Raw genomic sequence first — 16,808 nt, 5'->3', positions numbered from 1 at the left:
GTTGAATGAAAACTTATGACGTTGCAATTATTGGCGGAGGTCCAGGTGGCTATATTGCAGCAATTCGTGCTGCGAGTGATGGAATGAAAACGGTATTAATTGAGCAAGATTTTTTAGGGGGAACATGTTTAAACAGAGGCTGTATCCCTTCAAAAACATTTTTAAAATATGCTGAGGTGATAGAAACTATAAAAAAGTCCGACTCATTCGGGGTTGAGCTGTTTGGTTATTCAATTTCTTTAGATAAAATGAAGCAGCAAAAAGATTCTATTCTCACAGAATTAAGAAATGGGATTCGTTATCTTTTAGATAAAGGAAAGATTGATGTAGTAAAAGGGATAGGAAAAATAAAAGACACTAAAAAAATTGCTATTAATAATGAAGAAAGTGAGATTGTCGCTGAAAAAATTATTATTGCAACTGGTAGCAGTCCTGCTATTCCTCCTATTAAAGGATTAGAGACAATCAGCTATGAAACGAGTGATACCATTTTTGATATGGAGAAGTTACCTAAAACACTGACGATTATTGGTGGCGGTGTCATTGGCGTTGAAATTGCTACTATATTTTCTGGTTTGGGAGTAAATGTAAATATTGTAGAGTTTAGCGATAGATTAATTCCCTCTGAAGATCCTGAGGCATCACACGTGCTTTTGAAAACCCTTCAAACTAAAGATGTAAATGTTTTATTAGAGCATAGTGTTGTGCAAGTTTCTAACAGTGGTACGGAAATTGCAGTAAATCTCGATAAAAAAAATGGCGAAAATAAAGTTTTGAAGAGTGAAAAGGTTTTGATATGTACAGGTAGAAAAGCTAATTTATCTGCTGTAGAATTTTTGGATTTAGCTATGGATAAAGGGTTTATAAAAGTTGATGATTATTTACAAACGTCGATCAAAAATATATTTGCTATTGGAGATGTCATTGGAAACTATCAACTAGCCCATGTTGCAAGTTTTGAGGGGTTAACAGCCGTTTCAAATCTCTTGGAATTAAAGAATAAAATATCATACGATCTTGTTCCACGTTGTGTATACACGATGCCACAAATTGCGAGTATAGGACATTCGGAAAGTATGTTACAGAATATGAATATTAAATATTCAGTCCAATATAGTTCACATAGCGTAAATGGTAAAGCTTTAACGAACGGAGATAGAATTGGTTTTACAAAATTATTTGTTGATACACAGTATGGAGAAATTTTAGGAGCCGTGCTTGTCGGACAAAATGTAACAGAAATGCTTGGTCAAATGACAAGCTATATGCATTTAGAGGGGACAATTGATGAGTTAGCAACGATGATACAGCCGCATCCAACTTTATCAGAAACATTTTTTGAGGTTGCTAATCAGGCTATTGGTAAAACATTACACGGATAAAATAGAGAAGGGAGCAGTAAATTATGGTTGATGTATCTAATAAAAGAATTATTATTACTGGTGGTGCGCAAGGAATTGGAAGAGCCACTGCTGAATTACTATTAAAATATGGTGCGAAAATTGTCATCATTGATATTGTAGACGAACTAGCTTATTCAGATACGGCAAAGGATCTACTATATGTAAAAGCTAATTTATTGGCAGAACAAGAGTTAATTACTGGATTTAATCAAGCGATTGAATTATTAGATGACAAAATTGATGTCTTAATTAACTCAGCGGGCATTATTAAACGTGGTCCAGCATTCGAATTAACAAATGAAAATTGGCACAATACTTTGCAACTTAATGTTGTTTCTGTTTTTGCTCTGTCTCAATTAGCTGCTAATCTTATGAAAGATAATGGTGGCGGGAAAATAATTAACTTTGGTTCTATTTTATCTAATTTTGGTGGTTTTAATGCGGCTGCCTATTCCACAAGTAAAGGTGCTATTACTCAATTAACAAAATCGCTTTCAAATGAATGGGCTCAATATGGTATACAAGTAAATGCGGTGGCACCAGGCTATATGCAAACACAAATGAATAATGATTTAATGAATGATCCTGTTCGAGCACCTCAAGTAGTGGCAAGAATTCCTGCCCAAAGATGGGGGACTGCGGAAGATGTTGCGAAAGTAGTGTTATTCCTATCATCTGAATTATCGGATTATGTAACAGGCACAATAATCCCTGTCGATGGTGGAGTATTAGGGAGGTAGAATAATATGTTGAAAAAACTCTATATTAATGGGCAATGGAAGGAATCGACTACTTACACAATCTTGTACTCGCCTTTTACAAATGAAGCAATAGCACAAATTCCTGTTGCGGATATTGATACAGTAGAGGAAGCTATTCAAAGCGCTAGTCAAGCAAAAAAAGAAATGGCAAACTTAACAAGTCTCGAAAAATCGAAAATTTTAACAGACTTAGCGAATATACTAGAACAAAGAAGATTGGAAGCAGCTCAAATAATCTCTCTCGAGTCTGCAAAACCTTTAAAATATTCATTAGCAGAAATTGATAGAACGGTTGAAACTTATAGATTTTCTGCAGAAGAGGCTAAAAGAATTTCGGGAGAAACCATTCAAATGGATGCCGCTAAAAACGGTAAAGGGAGAGTGGCTTACACGCAGAGAGAACCTTTAGGTGCTATTGCAGCGATTACACCATTTAACTTTCCATTTAATTTAGTAGCACATAAAATCGGTCCAGCCATTGCTAGTGGAAATACTATAGTTTTAAAGCCAGCATCTCAAACGCCTCTTTCTGCTTATTTTATTGCAGAGTTATTAGATCAAACGGATTTACCTAAAGGTGCATTTAATGTAATAACCGGAAAAGGCGGATTAATTGGAGATTACCTAGTTCAACACGATGAAATTGACATGGTCACTTTTACAGGAAGCCCTGAAGTTGGAATAGGTATACGTAATAAAGCAGGGTTGAAAAAAGTTGCTTTAGAATTAGGTTCAAATGCGGGATTAATCATTGATAAGAATGTTACCTTACAAAAAATTATAGAGCCATGTGTAGTGGGGGCTTTTTCAAATCAGGGACAAGTATGTATATCCTTACAAAGAATTTATGTTATGCAGGAATTGATGGAAGAGTTTATTGAATTATTTAAAAAAGCTACAGAAAAACTTAATTTAGGAGACCCTTTAGAAGCTCATACAGATATTTCCTCTTTGATCCATCAAAAAGAGAATGAGAGAATATTGACGTGGATTGATGAAGCCTTATCACGTGGAGCAACATTGTTAACGGGTGGGGAAGTAATGAATGGTATTTTAAAACCGACAATATTAAGTAATGTGCCAGTGGATGCAAAATTATCGTGTGAAGAAATATTTGGTCCAGTAGTGACAATTTCCTCAATAAATTCTGTTGATGAGGGAATAGAAGCAATTAATAATTCTAAATATGGTTTACAAGCAGGCATTTTCACAGAGAATATTAAAGAGGCTTTTAAAGCTATTTCTGCACTAAAAGTAGGTGGAGTTATAGTAAATGATATTCCAACCTATAGGGTAGATCAGATGCCTTATGGAGGAGTTAAGCAAAGTGGAAATGCACGAGAAGGCATTAAATACACGATTCAGGAAATGACAGAGATGAAGTTAGTAGTGTGGAATAATAACTAGTCTGATTGAGTTTTTGAGAGTTTCATACAAATATTATTGCCCTATGCTAACAAAACACTTTCCTAATTAATTGGTTTATATTCTTTTAAGAAACATATTAGGTTGCTTGCCCTCTAAATTTTAGGGGCGCTAAGTAGCCTAATTTTTTAAAATCCTACTTGTACATAACTGCGATTACATGCCATCTTGTTTCCTTATGAATGGTACTTCACACGTGAAAATGCCTCGGTTTTAATTATTTTAAAGCACTATAAAAAGCGGATTTGGACAATAATGCATTTGCCAAATCCACTTTTTTATTATTTTGTATAGTTATCAAAATAGCCTTGAATATAAATCATTGGTGTTCCTTTATCGCCTGAGCCTGATGTTAGGTCAGATAGGGAGCCGATAAGGTCTGTTAGGCGACGAGGTGTTGTCCCTTGGGCAGCCATTTGACCTGTTAAATCCTCATCTTTATTCTGGATATAATCAGAAATGGCTGCTTTTAGTTCTTCTCCTCGCAGGTCTGCAAAATCGTTATCCGCTAGGTATTTTAATTTAACCTCATTAGGTGTCCCATTTAATCCTGCTGTAAAAGCTGGGGAGACCACTGGGTCCGCAAGCTCCCAAATTTTTCCGACAGGATCTTTAAATGCGCCATCACCATAAATCATAACTTCGATAGTTTTTCCAGTAGCTTCTTTAACTTTTGCTTGGATACCATCAACGATTGGCTGACATGTATGTGGGAATAGCTTGATACTATCCTCCGTTGCTTTATTGGAGCCAAGTAAACCGTACTCAGCGTTGAAGCCAGAGCCATTAATAGATTCAGCTAAAATATTATCAAGGCTATAAACTTTTTCAGCACCGTTCGCCGTTAAAATACGTTTTGTGCGGAAGCGTGTATGAATATCACATGTTAACACACTCTTGGTATAATCTAAAATAGTTTTAGGGTTATTCGAGAAGATAACCTCACATGTAGCGCCCTCTGCTTCAATGAGCTCTTTATAGTATTCAATATAATCTACACCTGTAAAGGTATGCTTTTTATAGCCAAAGTGCTCACGAAATTCAACCTCATTTAAGGTATCTGTCCAAGGGTTAATGCCTTTTACATCTAGCTCGTCAATATCTACAAGATGATTGCCAACCTCATCAGATGGGTAGCTTAGCATTAAAACAACCTTTTTAACACCCTTAGCAATACCACGTAAACAGTTTGCGAAGCGATTTCGACTTAAAATTGGGAAAATCACACCCACTGTATCGTCACCAAATTTTGCTGCCACATCTACAGCGATATCATCAATTGTTGCATAGTTACCTTGAGCACGTGCCACAACAGATTCAGTTACTGTCACAATATCACGATCCTCGATTGCATATCCTTCAATTTGTGCAGCATTTAACACTGTATCTACAACAATTTGTTCAATATTATCGCCTTCATTAATAATAGGACCACGAAGACCTCTTACAACTGTACCGATTACACGTTCCAATTTAATCTCTCCTCATTCTATCTAGCGTAAAGTGATATAAAAACCATATGATTTTACTATAAGGCTCGTTAATGATATAAGTAAAATTAATAGTTCATATAATAGCTATAAGAGGTGCTTATATGATAGGGAAATTAGATTTATATCGTGTTTTTAGTGTTGTAGCAAAAAATAATAGCTTTTCTAGTGCGGCAAAAGATTTATATATGACACAGCCAGCTGTAAGTCAGGCAATGATGCAATTAGAAAATGAACTTGGCACACGTCTTTTTAATCGAACTCCTAAAGGTGTGACATTAACAACAGAGGGTAGCCTACTTTTTGAATATACTAATTCTGCTTTAGGGCTTTTAGATGCTGGTGAAAAAAAGTTACTTGAATTCAAAAATTTAACAACAGGGCAATTAAAAATAGGTGTAGGTGATACGATCTCACGCTTCTTTTTAATGCCTTATTTAGAAGCATTCCATACAATGTATCCGAATATTAAATTGCAAATGCTAAATGGCACAACCTCTGAAATTTGTAATTTTATTAAATCGGGTGAAGTAGATATAGGGTTTTGTAATTTTCCAATTGAAGATTCAACATTACAGTTAACGGTATGTACAGATATTCAGGATATTTTTGTCTGTGGGGAAAAATATAAAACACTTTCATCTAAAAGTTTAAACTATGAGGACCTTTTAAAATTTCCACTTATCTTTCTAGAGAAAAAATCGAATTCAAGGAAGTATGTGGAAGATTATCTTTTTGCAAGAGGCGTTCACATAGAGCCAGAGTTTGAGCTAGGCTCACATGATTTAGTACTCGAATTTGCGCGTAGTAACCTTGGCATTGCATGTGTAACAAAGGAATTTTCAAAGGACTATCTTCAACGTGGACTTCTTTATGAATTAACTTTAAGGGAAAGTATTCCTACGAGAAGTATTGGTATGTGTTATTTGAAGTCAGTACCTCTTTCTAGAGCAGCAATGAAATTTGTTGAAATCATTGAAAGTAAACATTTTAATACGAGAAGAACCATAAAAAGAGCTTAGCGACGAGTAAACTGTACCCTATAAGATAGACACTTTGAAAAAAGTCTATCCTATAGGGTACTTTTGTTTATAATGAGAAAAAAGATGTTGGGGTAGAGTGAAATGACCAAAAGATATTTTACGAAAATGGAACAAGAACAACTAAAATGTAATCCAAATGTGCAAGCAGTTAGCGAGAAAGCGATCACATATACTGACGAATTTAAACGTCATTTTATTGCGGAAAATGAAAAAGGTAAATTCCCAAGAGAAATTTTTGAAAATGCGGGTTTAGATGTTGAATTAATCGGTATAAAACGAATCGAATCTTCAGGCAAACGCTGGCGAGCTTCTTATCGTAAAGCAGGTGTCGGAGGTTTACAAGATACACGTAAAACAAATTCAGGTAGACCTTCCGAACGCGAATTGACATTAGAAGAAAAATTGAAGCGTTTAGAGGCGAAAAATCGGTTACTTGAAGCAGAGAATGAATTGTTAAAAAAGCTCGATCTACTCGAAAGGCAGATGTTGAAGAAGAAATAAAAATCGCTACGACACTAAAATTTGAACTCATCCATCACACGATGAAAAAGTATAAATTAAAGCGTTTAGTCAGCTATTTATGTGATGTGATGGGTATATCTCGGTCTGGCTATTACAATTATTTTTTAGAAAAATCAGCTCAGAAGCGTGTGGAGCAAGAACAAGCAGATGAAGTGGTAAAGGAAATCATTTTAAAAGCGTATCATTTCAGAGGGCGAAAAAAAGGAGCACGTCAAATTAAAATGACGTTAGAAAATCAATATGGAATTACGTACAATCTGAAACGTATTCGCCGTGTGATGAAAAAATATCAGATTATCTGCCCGATTCGAAAAGCGAATCCAACTCGACGTATGGCAAAAGCAACGAAAGAACATCGTACGTGCCCAAATGAATTACAACGCAACTTTAAACAGGGTATGGCCGGAAAAGTGTTACTGACAGATATCACCTATTTAACGTATGGAAGCAGTAAACGCGCTTATTTATCAACGATTAAAGACGCTGAAACGAATGAAATTTTAGCGTATGAAGTGTCGTCTTCATTAAGTATTGATATTGCCCTCAATACGCTTCATCAATTGAAGAAACACCGTCATTTAACGGAAGATGCCTTTATTCATTCGGATCAAGGATTCCATTATACCAATCCACAATTCCAAAAACTTGTGAAGAAAATGGGGTTAGGACAATCCATGTCTCGCCGTGGAAACTGTTGGGACAATGCGCCACAAGAATCATTTTTTGGACATTTTAAAGATGAAACAACTATCGAGAAATGTGAAACATTAGAAGAAGTCAAACGAGAAATTAAGAGTTATATGATGTATTACAACCATTATCGAGGGCAATGGCATTTGAAAAAGCTGCCGCCTGCAAAATACAGACAGCAGCTTCAACAAGTTACCTAGCTTTTTTTAAAATGTCCTTTACAAAGGGTACAGTTTAGAGAAAAGAATCGCTATGCTTTTTTTATTAAGATATCAATCAGTATGTCGACATTGCGCTTATTTTTCATGGTAGGTGAGCAAAGATAAGAAAATGTTCGCATAAAGTGCTGTCCTTCAAGGCGCAGAATAGTCATATCTCCATTTTTTAATTCACGTTCTATCACACAGGCAGACAATAAAGAAAGACCAAGTCCCTGCATTACACTCTCCTTCACGCCCTGATTACTGCTAATAGTCAAAAGCGAATGAATCTGTAAACCATTTGCTCTGAATAAATGATCCAGATAATAACGTGTTCCAGAGCCTTCTTCACGCGCAACCCAGCTTTGCTGCTGGAGTTTATCAGCAGTCAGAGGTTGTTGCTTTGTAAGAGGATGTTTACTGTCGCTAACAATAAATAACTCATCTTGCATAAATGGCTTAATGACTAGTTCATTATCATGAGCCTGTCCTTCAATTAGACCTATATCGACTTGCAGTAATTTTGTATATTGAATGATTTCTTTTGTATTGCCAATAATAATTTGAAGTTCAAGTTGTGGGAATTGTTGCTGTAAGCTTGCAATAATTGGAGGTAATATATATTCGCCAATTGTAAAGCTTGCCCCAATGACTAGCGTACCTTGTACCTCTTGATGATAGGCAGCGATATCTTCTTTTGCAGCTTCAGCTATCGCCATGATTTGCTTTGCTCGTTTATAAAGAATTTCACCAGTTGGTGTAATTTGCACCGATTTTGGGGAACGAATAAATAAGGTTGTTTGTAATTCTTGCTCTAGATTCTTAATGTGTAAGCTAACACTTGGTTGTGAAATATGAAGTATTTCAGAGGTCTTTGTAAAATTATTGACCTCAACCAGTGTGATAAATGTTTTTAAAGCATCCAATTGCATATTTTCACCCCTATTATTAGAAATATTAATAATAATAATTATATATATGTATTTTACTAATAGTGCACTCTTTATTAAAGTAATAATCAACAAGGGAGAAAGAAGTGAACATCATGGTTAATAGACAGCTTAAATTAAAATCTACTCTTAATCCAAATTTCTTGAAGGGGATATTGTTAACGCTTCTTATTGCTTTAGTAGCGAAATATATTGCCACATTTCCTTTCCTTTCAATATTGGGACAGTTGGTTATTGCCATTATATTAGGGATGACCTGGCGAGCAACATTTAAAGTACAAGATTCTTGGCAAGTAGGTATTTCATTTTCCAGCAAGAAGCTATTACGCTTTGGTATTATTTTATTGGGTATGCGCTTAAATTTGGCAGATATTTATCATGCGGGTGCTAACGTTTTTTTAATTGCAGTCATTAATCTGCTATTTGCCTTAATTGTTGTGTACGGCCTAACAAAAATATTTAAAGTCGATCAAAAGCTAGGGATATTAACGGCTTGCGGGACTGCCATTTGCGGAGCTGCTGCAGTAGTGGCAATTGCACCTCAAATTAAAGCAAATGAAAAGGAAACGGCGGTAGGGGCAGCGATTGTTGCGTTATTGGGGACTATTTTCACACTTATTTATACGGTACTTTATTCCATCATCGATTTAACACCTACTGCGTATGGGATTTTCGCAGGGGGGACATTACATGAAATTGCGCATGTAATTGCAGCTGCATCTGCTGGTGGAAATGAAGCAATTGATATAGCCGTCATCGTGAAATTAACACGAGTGGCCCTACTCGTACCTGTAGCAATTGTTATTGGTATTTTCTATCGAAGAATGGACAAAAGTGAAGAGAAAAAAGCCTTTTCTTTATCCATCATACCGTGGTTTATTTTAGGATTTTTAGCGATGAGTGCTATCAACTCTTTAGGGATTATACCGGCGAATGTATCGCAAGCATTAGTAGATACTGCTTATATCTTAATTGCGATGGCAATGGCTGGTCTAGGGCTAAATGTTGAAATGAAAACATTTAAGGAGCTAGGTGTAAAGGCATTTATTGCAGGTTTAATTGGCTCGGTCTGTCTATCCGTGCTGGGCTATATACTAGTCATTCTTTTATATTGATTTAATCAATGTTTCTTATACCAAGAAAAAAGACCCTGCATGATCGTTCAACCATGCAGGGCTTTTTAGATAGAATCAGAAGATAATGTATAAGTAATTTAATCGTCGTTTATTAATTTAAGGCTTCAATAGAAGAAGCTAATTCCGCCACCACTATTTTGCTGCCGATAATTGGACTGTCAGCCTTTTCTCCCTCAGAGCCCGAATTTGGGCGTTGATGGGCTGCAGCAAATGCATCGCTATTACGCCATGCTTGGAAATGCTCCTTAGATTCCCAATACATATTAACACTCATTTCATCATAAGTAGGATCATCAGTTGAAATTAATACCTCTACTTTATGAAAGCCTTCAAACTGTTGCAGAGGACCTGGCTTTGTAAAATTTGGTGCCATTCTCGCAGCAAAACCGGGTTTTACTTGAATACGATTAGTTACAATAATCATGCTTTTACCCCCCTTAATTTCATTTACTAGGTTTTTGAATGAATTATCATTGATTATCATTCGCACTCAATGATAAGTGGCTGAGGAAGACATTGTCAATAGATGTCCTCTATATAATCTGTGCTAGTAGTTTATGGGTAATGGATAGGCTGACATTTAACTGACATAATCCAGTGCTATAATGAATATAAGAGTGAACTAGTAGCGAGGTGATTGACTTTGGCAAACATTCTAGTAATAGAGGACGAATATCCAATAAGCCAGGTTTTAAAGGTGTATTTACAAAAAGTGGGTTATAGTGTGACACAATGTTTTAATGGTGGTCAAGCCTTGGTCATGTTTCGTGAAACAAAGCCAGATCTAGTGTTGCTAGATATTATGTTACCAGAAAAAAATGGTTGGTCCATTTTAAAAGAAATAAGAGAACGAAGTACTTGCCCAGTTATCATGTTAACAGCATTAGGTGAGGTTAATTACCGTCTAGAGGGGTTTGATCATGGGGCAGATGATTATATTGCCAAGCCTTTTATCGCAGATGAAGTTGTTGCAAGAGTGAGGGCTGTTTTAAGACGTGCTGTAGGTAGTTCTGATTCAGCTACTAGTAAGCAGTATGGGTCTCTAGTGATTGATTGTAAAGCGCATAAAGTGCTTTTGGGTGGAGAAGAGATTGTATTAACGCCAAGAGATTTATCAGTGCTCATGTTTTTAGCTGACCACCCTAATCAAACATTTACCCGGGATCAGCTTATAGATCAAGTTTGGGGATGGGAGTATGAGGGTAGTGATCGTGCTGTAGATTTAGCTATAAAGAGGCTTAGGAAGGCTTTAAAAGAATGGGATGAAGCGGAAGGAGAAATAAAGACACTACGTGGATTGGGGTATCAGCTAAGTGTTCAAAAAAAATAAGCGAATATCCTTACTTCAATATTGGACGAGCCGATATTTACTGACACTTTTTATAGGCTTAGCTATTATATCTTTAATCTCAGCAGCGTGGATTCGACATACAACATTTGAAAATCGATTAGAATTAATGGAGTTTTTAGCAGACGAAACGGTCTATCGTTTAACGGATACAACAAATCCTAATAATGGACCTATAAATGGTATTCCAGGTTTCATAGGGGATCGTCAGCGTTTTAATATGAAAGAGATCGATCCGATTTTGTATGTTGTAGATACAGAGGGAAATATACTGACTAGCAACCGTCCTGTACCACCTGGTAGTGCTAAAAATGTAGCTGGCTTGTTAGATGGAAAAGAAGGTACTAAGGAAATAAAGGATGGACTTGAACCTGAATATGTAGTGAAAAGAAAGATAGAAAATAATCATGAGTTATTGGGCTGGGCCCTGGTGATGGAGAAGAAGGAGAATTTAACAAGAGTTAACCAAGCATATGGACAGCTTGCCATATTAATTGGAGCATTAGCATTATTAGGCTGGATCGCTATTTACTTTCTGTCAAAGCGTTTGGCCCATCCCATTAAACAAGTAGCTGAGGCTGCCAAGCATGTACAGGAAGGCAATTATGCAATTGATTTGCCTCAATATAGTAAGGAAAAGGAAATTTATGAGCTTGTTTCCTCCTTTAAAAATATGGCAAATAAATTAGAACAGCTGGAGAAAACTCGAACAGAATTACTAGCAGGTGTCACCCATGAATTGAAAACACCTGTCACCTCTATAAGTGGTTTATTACAGGCTGTAAGAGATGGTGTTGTAACGGGACAGGATGCTATGGAATTCATTGAAATGGCTATGGTCGAAACGACAAAAATGAAAACAATGGTTGGTGACTTACTTGCCTTTAACCATTTTGCTGTCGATGCTATTCCTGTGCAGATAGAGTCAGTAGATGTTAATCAGCTACTGCGAGAGGCGGTGGCACAGTGGGAGGTCATGCAGGAAGATGAACATGTAAAAGTTCATTTACATTTGTTGGAAAAACCTGTGCTTGTACAGATAGATATTGTTCGTATCCAACAGATCATTACAAACCTATTAACCAATGCTAAACAGGCGATGGACAAAGGAACAATAACCTTGAGGTTGATAGATCATGGCGAGGCTCTGTCAGTGATGGTGAAGGACACAGGACATGGAATCCCTCTAGAGGATCAGTCATTTATTTTTGAGCGCTTTTATAGAGGGGAAAATAAAAAATATACTGTTCGCGGCTTGGGTTTAGGATTACCACTTAGTAAAATGATGGCCCAATCTGTTGGGGGCGATTTGCGATTAATTGAAAGCAATCCCTCTGGAACACATTTTGAATTAGTATTGCAAAAGGCTACTACGCTATAAGAGCGTAGTAGCCTTCTTAGTGTTGGTTTAATCCGTCTCCCAGAAATCTGCTTTGTTTTGTAAAAGAGAGTTGAAGAATTTGTAAAGCTGACATCTGCCTGACACAAAAGCCCTTTATAGTAAACGATGTAGACGGGAAATGAACAAAGGGACGAGCAGCATTAAAGGTTAGTCAGTCTGACACTAATACAAGTAGGGAGAGTGATGAAATGCCAATAGTTACTTCATTTAATCCAAATGGTCGCCAAGAAATAAAGCAAGCGATCTCTTATCCAGATTATGCATTATTAAAAGCCAAGCTTCAGCATGTTATGCAGCGTGATCATCATGCTGGCTTAGACGGTAAATATTTAATTCGTAGTACGTACTTCGATAATTTTGCCAATAAAGTGTTAAATGAGAAAAAAGAAGGCTTTATTAATCGAGATAAATATCGAGTACGCATATACGGCAAGTCTAATAATGTTATTAATCTTGAGCGGAAGAGTAAGCGTAACAATGTGACCTTTAAAACAAAATGTTCAATATCTCAAGCTGAGTATGAAAAACTACGTATTGGCGAGATAGCCTGGATGGAGAATGATGACCGAGCGCTAATTCGAGATTTATATCATGAGATGAATTACAACCAGTTGCGACCTACTACGGTAGTTGATTACGAGAGAGAAGCCTATATCTATCCGTTTGGCAATGTGCGTGTGACATTTGATAGTAAGGTGCAATCGAGTCTACGCAACACGGATATGTTTAATAAAAACTTGCCTATGGTCGATGTGCTGGAGCCGAATCTTGTAATTTTAGAGGTAAAGTACGATGAATATCTACCAGACATCATCAAATATTTACTACAGTCAGTGGATACTCGTGCTGAGGCCTATTCAAAATATCAACTTAGTCGTATGTACGGCTAATAATAAAGGAGAATGAACAATGGATACAATTAAATTTAGTGATATTTTTAAATCCAACTTTTTAGAAAAAACAACCTCATTTTCATTAATCGATTCAATTATTGGTTTAGTAGTAGCGTTTTTTATTGGGCTTTTCATTTATGCTGTTTATAAGAAGACCTTTAATGGAGTCATTTACTCACATTCCTTCAATATCTCACTACTTATAATGACAATGGCAACAGCACTAGTGATTATGGGAATCAGTTCAAATGTTCTGCTGTCACTTGGTATGGTTGGTGCTTTATCTATTGTACGTTTCCGTACACCTATTAAGGATCCCATGGATTTAGTCTATATTTTCTGGGCAATTGTTTCAGGTATTTTATGTGGTGCTGGCTTTATTCCATTAGTGATTATTGGTGCTATATTAATCGGACTTGTATTGCTAATATTCGTTAATAAAATAACGGTAGAAAATCCGTATTTACTAATTGTAAAGTTTGAAGAGGAATTGGCTAATGCTGAAATTGAGCGAATTATTGCTGCGCAAACAAAAAAATTCGCTCTCAAATCGAAATCCATTATGCAACAGAATGAAATCGAAACAACTTATGAAATTCGTGTAAAACAAAATGATGCAAAATTGATGGATGAACTAACAAAGGTAGCTGGTGTAAAATCAGCCATTATGCTGAGCTATGATGGGAATTTCACAGCGTAATGACCTCATTAACAAATAGAACTACGATGAGAGGTGACGGCTATGATTAAAACACGAATTGTCTATCTATGCATGGTGATTTTACTCCTTCTCTTTGTCGTGATATATGCTGTACTTCCAAATGTAGGCATTGAAACGAAAAATTCTGAGTTCTCCTATGAGAATATAGTATTTAATAGCAATAAAGTAACAACAGTTGATATTGAAATTGCTGAGGAAGATTGGACTGACATGCTCGAAAATGCTTCTGCTGAAGAATTAAAACAAGCAGATATTACAGTAAACGGCAAGAAAGTTGAGAATGTTGCTATTCGTACAAAGGGCAATCTATCATTACGATCGGTTGTCAATAGTGACTCAGATCGCTATAGCTTAAAAATCGATTTTGATTATTATGATGATACAAAAAGCTTGTATGGCTTAAAAAAATTAAATTTAAACAATAATTATAGTGACTCTACATTAATGAGAGAGTATATCTCCTATGAACTGATGGAGCAAATGGGTTTACCAACACCAGCACACTCCTATATGTATGTCACAGTGAATGGTGAGGAGCGGGGTTTGTTCTTAGGGGTAGAAGCTGTGGATGAGACATTCCTGGCTAATAATTACGGCTCTAATGATGGTTTTTTATTTAAGCCAGATGGGACAGGCAGCGATTTAAAATATATAAGCGACGATATCGAAGACTATACAGGTATCGGATTAAAAACAAATGAAGGTAATATTAATCAATCCAAATTAGTTGAAATGCTAGACGCAATTAATAATGGGGGAGACATAGAAAAGTATATCGATGTGGATGAAATGTTACGTTATTTTGCCGTCAACACAGCACTTGTGAATTTAGATAGTTATCAAGGGAATATGAAACATAACTATTATTTATATGAACAGAACGGTGTGTTTTCTATTATTCCTTGGGATTACAACATGTCCTTTGGTGGCTTTGGGGCTGGAGGCGGTAGAATAGCAGGAGGAAACGGCGAAAATCTAGCTGACGCTTCTACTAATATGGAAAAACCATTGGCACAAAAAAATGGACAATCCGATCAAGCTGTTGATGGGGGTATGAAAAAAGAAGGTGCCGGCTTCAACATGGGCATGTCGGGCAACCTATTAGATGATAGTGCTATTAATTTTAGTGTGATTACGCCTGTTTCTGGCACAACTTTAGAGGAGCGGCCACTCCTGAATGTATTGCTTTCGAATGAGGAATATCGTGCCAAATATGAAGGTTATTTAGAAGAGCTAGCAACAACTTATTTAACAGAAGATTATGTGCAATCTATTACTAAAAAGTTAGCTGTGCTATTAACAACTTATGTTGAGGCAGATCCAACCAAATTCTCCACTACGGAGCAGTTTTTAGAAGCAGTTGAAGGCGAAAATAGCTTGCCTGCATTTGCTAAACAGCGCTCAGAATCTATATTAAAGCAACTGTCTGGAGAGCTTGTAGTGGAAGCATCTACGTTTTCTCAGGGCAATACGGGTATGCAAATGCCAAATAAAGATGGTGAAATGAATTCGATGCCAGACAATTTTGATCCAAGTCAGCTGCCAGAGGACTTTGACCCAGCAAAGAGCCCGCCTTTAGATGGCGAGGGTCCGAGAGCAGGACAAAATGGAGAACAAATGCAACCTCCTAATGGAAATGGAGCTCCAATGGGAATGCCTGGTGTAAATAGTAAAGCTGCGAATCAGGAGCCTGTTATTGATAAAAATACAGTGTTTACGGCCATTACATGTCTAGTGCTACTCCTTATCGCTCTTCTCTTTGTTGTCAAATTTAAACGTAGAGGTCGTTAGAAAATAACCATATCCAATAGCTTTGGGTATGGTTTTTGCTTTTTATCGTGTTAAAATAAAGCATTCTTTTTCTGAGGAGTCTTTTCATATGAATGAACAGCAATTTGATAAACATTTGCATATAAGCACAGTGGGAGAGCAATATGGTTTTCCTAAGCTTGCGCATTATCATCGTTACGAGCCAACGCCCTACAGCGGGTTGGAGCAATTATTCGCTTCGTATCAGATGCCTGACAATCCAGTATTTATTGATATGGGATGCGGGAAAGGGCGAGTTCCTATTTATGTGCACCATAAGTTCCATATACCAACCATTGGGATAGAGATGGATGCAGGATTTTATACTGAGGCTGAAGAAAACAAACGTAGTTATCTTCAAAAAATGAGAGCGCATGCCCCTATTAAGTTTATTCATACAATAGCCGAGGCATATGAAATAAAGTCACGTGATAATGTGTTTTTCTTTTTTAATCCTTTTTCCATCCATATTTTTCGCACAGTCATTCACAATATTTGGAAATCCTATGAGCACCGTATGCGAGATATTCATATAATTTTATATTATCCGCCTTACGATTATTTACAATTTTTACATCATGGAACACCATTTGAGTTGCTTCATGAAGTGCATTTAGAAAATGAAACAAATCTTAATGAGCGCCTTTGTGTCTTTGAATTAAAAAAAGCTTAGAGTATGGGGAAACCCACTCTAAGCTTTTTACTATTTAAAGTACAGATACAAGTAGTTACTTGTAGTTTTATGATTATTTTCAGGGAAATAATTTTAATAGTTGGGAGTTCTTTAAAGTAATTAGACTTTATTGTGAAAAAATAATTTCATCTGATAGTTTTGTACTAGTGTATAGTTTGAATTAAAAGATAATTCATAAATAACTAATTATACTGAAAAATCACTCTAGACTAAATATAAAGAATGTTTTACAATGAAAAAGGCTTATATGAATAATATTTTTGTTTTGTTTTTAGATAGTTATAAATAATTATTTTGGCTATTGAGTAAATGAATTTAATT

Annotated in this window: 15 protein-coding genes; 12 read left to right on the top strand and 3 right to left on the bottom strand. The window is 36.2% G+C overall.

All coding sequences use genetic code 11. From position 1 onward, the window contains the following. The first annotated feature begins 5 nt into the window (after positions 1-5). The 3 genes from lpdA to MHB39_RS23005 are packed head-to-tail and all read left to right on the top strand — an operon-like array spanning position 6 to position 3,571. Positions 6-1,382 carry a dihydrolipoyl dehydrogenase gene (gene lpdA, locus MHB39_RS23015; RefSeq protein WP_342545472.1) on the top strand — a complete coding sequence of 459 codons (1,377 nt, stop codon included), beginning with the start codon at positions 6-8 and terminating at the stop codon, positions 1,380-1,382. Between the two features lie 23 nt (positions 1,383-1,405). Next, positions 1,406-2,143 (top strand): SDR family oxidoreductase, encoded by a 738-nt coding sequence (locus tag MHB39_RS23010; RefSeq protein ID WP_342545471.1) that lies wholly within the window; start codon positions 1,406-1,408, stop codon positions 2,141-2,143. 6 nt (positions 2,144-2,149) lie between these two features. After that, the gene (locus tag MHB39_RS23005) at positions 2,150-3,571 is read left to right on the top strand and encodes an aldehyde dehydrogenase family protein (RefSeq protein ID WP_342545470.1); all 1,422 of its coding nucleotides are present in this window, start codon (positions 2,150-2,152) and stop codon (positions 3,569-3,571) included. Between the two features lie 299 nt (positions 3,572-3,870). Here the strand turns inward: MHB39_RS23005 and MHB39_RS23000 are convergent, their stop codons facing one another. Further along, a complete protein-coding gene (locus MHB39_RS23000) occupies positions 3,871-5,061 on the bottom strand; it encodes a coenzyme F420-0:L-glutamate ligase (protein ID WP_342545469.1) in 1,191 nt (396 codons plus the stop codon). Between the two features lie 122 nt (positions 5,062-5,183). Here MHB39_RS23000 and MHB39_RS22995 point away from each other — a divergent pair, with 122 nt between their 5' ends. Beyond that, positions 5,184-6,101 carry a LysR family transcriptional regulator gene (locus MHB39_RS22995; protein ID WP_342545468.1) on the top strand — a complete coding sequence of 306 codons (918 nt, stop codon included), beginning with the start codon at positions 5,184-5,186 and terminating at the stop codon, positions 6,099-6,101. A gap of 102 nt (positions 6,102-6,203) precedes the next feature. Continuing rightward, positions 6,204-7,534, top strand: a protein-coding gene (locus MHB39_RS22990) for an IS3 family transposase (RefSeq protein ID WP_339280167.1) whose coding sequence is annotated in 2 segments (ribosomal slippage) — positions 6,204-6,585 and positions 6,585-7,534 — 1,332 coding nt in all. Because the reading frame shifts where the segments join, the coding sequence is not laid out codon by codon here. Between the two features lie 50 nt (positions 7,535-7,584). On the opposite strand, the gene MHB39_RS22985 is transcribed toward MHB39_RS22990, so the two are convergent. Next, complete coding sequence (locus MHB39_RS22985) at positions 7,585-8,466, bottom strand: LysR family transcriptional regulator (protein WP_054548523.1); 882 nt, start codon at positions 8,464-8,466, stop codon at positions 7,585-7,587. A 113-nt stretch (positions 8,467-8,579) separates the two neighbouring features. On the opposite strand from MHB39_RS22985, the gene MHB39_RS22980 reads away from it, so the two are divergent. Further along, positions 8,580-9,599 (top strand): YeiH family protein, encoded by a 1,020-nt coding sequence (locus tag MHB39_RS22980; RefSeq protein WP_066038321.1) that lies wholly within the window; start codon positions 8,580-8,582, stop codon positions 9,597-9,599. A gap of 112 nt (positions 9,600-9,711) precedes the next feature. Here the strand turns inward: MHB39_RS22980 and MHB39_RS22975 are convergent, their stop codons facing one another. Next, complete coding sequence (locus MHB39_RS22975) at positions 9,712-10,044, bottom strand: heme oxygenase (RefSeq protein ID WP_048395499.1); 333 nt, start codon at positions 10,042-10,044, stop codon at positions 9,712-9,714. Between the two features lie 219 nt (positions 10,045-10,263). Between MHB39_RS22975 and MHB39_RS22970 the strand changes: the two genes are divergently transcribed. The 6 genes from MHB39_RS22970 (at position 10,264) to MHB39_RS22945 (ending at position 16,466) form a co-directional block, all read left to right on the top strand. Then, positions 10,264-10,950 carry a response regulator transcription factor gene (locus MHB39_RS22970; protein ID WP_048395501.1) on the top strand — a complete coding sequence of 229 codons (687 nt, stop codon included), beginning with the start codon at positions 10,264-10,266 and terminating at the stop codon, positions 10,948-10,950. Next, entirely contained in the window at positions 10,934-12,349 is a 1,416-nt protein-coding gene (locus MHB39_RS22965) for a HAMP domain-containing sensor histidine kinase (protein ID WP_259950961.1), read from the top strand. Before MHB39_RS22970 ends, MHB39_RS22965 begins: the two co-directional genes overlap by 17 nt. A gap of 209 nt (positions 12,350-12,558) precedes the next feature. Next, positions 12,559-13,260, top strand: a complete 702-nt coding sequence (locus MHB39_RS22960; RefSeq protein ID WP_312124200.1) for a polyphosphate polymerase domain-containing protein — start codon at positions 12,559-12,561, stop codon at positions 13,258-13,260. Positions 13,261-13,279: 19 nt separating this feature from the next. Further along, a complete protein-coding gene (locus MHB39_RS22955; protein WP_004233537.1) occupies positions 13,280-13,963 on the top strand; it encodes a DUF4956 domain-containing protein in 684 nt (227 codons plus the stop codon). Positions 13,964-14,005: 42 nt separating this feature from the next. Then, positions 14,006-15,775, top strand: a complete 1,770-nt coding sequence (locus MHB39_RS22950; RefSeq protein WP_342545464.1) for a CotH kinase family protein — start codon at positions 14,006-14,008, stop codon at positions 15,773-15,775. A gap of 88 nt (positions 15,776-15,863) precedes the next feature. Next, on the top strand, positions 15,864-16,466 hold the full coding sequence (locus MHB39_RS22945) for a class I SAM-dependent methyltransferase (protein WP_342545463.1): 603 nt from the start codon (positions 15,864-15,866) through the stop codon (positions 16,464-16,466). Positions 16,467-16,808 lie beyond the last annotated feature (342 nt).

The sequence above is a fragment of the Lysinibacillus sp. FSL K6-4013 genome, from assembly GCF_038630435.1.
Taxonomy (GTDB): Bacteria; Bacillota; Bacilli; order Bacillales_A; family Planococcaceae; genus Lysinibacillus; species Lysinibacillus boronitolerans.
This window is presented reverse-complemented; position numbering and strand designations above follow the sequence as displayed.

What these genes read in the sequence shown, in the direction of transcription:
- MHB39_RS23005 (WP_342545470.1), top strand. Translation starts at nt 2,150, where the DNA reads ATGTTGAAAAAACTCTATATTAATGGGCAATGGAAGGAATCGACTACT.
- MHB39_RS22980 (WP_066038321.1), top strand. Translation starts at nt 8,580, where the DNA reads ATGGTTAATAGACAGCTTAAATTAAAATCTACTCTTAATCCAAATTTC.
- MHB39_RS22960 (WP_312124200.1), top strand. Translation starts at nt 12,559, where the DNA reads ATGCCAATAGTTACTTCATTTAATCCAAATGGTCGCCAAGAAATAAAG.
- lpdA (WP_342545472.1), top strand. Translation starts at nt 6, where the DNA reads ATGAAAACTTATGACGTTGCAATTATTGGCGGAGGTCCAGGTGGCTAT.
- MHB39_RS22945 (WP_342545463.1), top strand. Translation starts at nt 15,864, where the DNA reads ATGAATGAACAGCAATTTGATAAACATTTGCATATAAGCACAGTGGGA.
- MHB39_RS23010 (WP_342545471.1), top strand. Translation starts at nt 1,406, where the DNA reads ATGGTTGATGTATCTAATAAAAGAATTATTATTACTGGTGGTGCGCAA.
- MHB39_RS22995 (WP_342545468.1), top strand. Translation starts at nt 5,184, where the DNA reads ATGATAGGGAAATTAGATTTATATCGTGTTTTTAGTGTTGTAGCAAAA.
- MHB39_RS22950 (WP_342545464.1), top strand. Translation starts at nt 14,006, where the DNA reads ATGATTAAAACACGAATTGTCTATCTATGCATGGTGATTTTACTCCTT.
- MHB39_RS22955 (WP_004233537.1), top strand. Translation starts at nt 13,280, where the DNA reads ATGGATACAATTAAATTTAGTGATATTTTTAAATCCAACTTTTTAGAA.
- MHB39_RS22975 (WP_048395499.1), bottom strand. Translation starts at nt 10,044, where the DNA reads ATGATTATTGTAACTAATCGTATTCAAGTAAAACCCGGTTTTGCTGCG.
- MHB39_RS22985 (WP_054548523.1), bottom strand. Translation starts at nt 8,466, where the DNA reads ATGCAATTGGATGCTTTAAAAACATTTATCACACTGGTTGAGGTCAAT.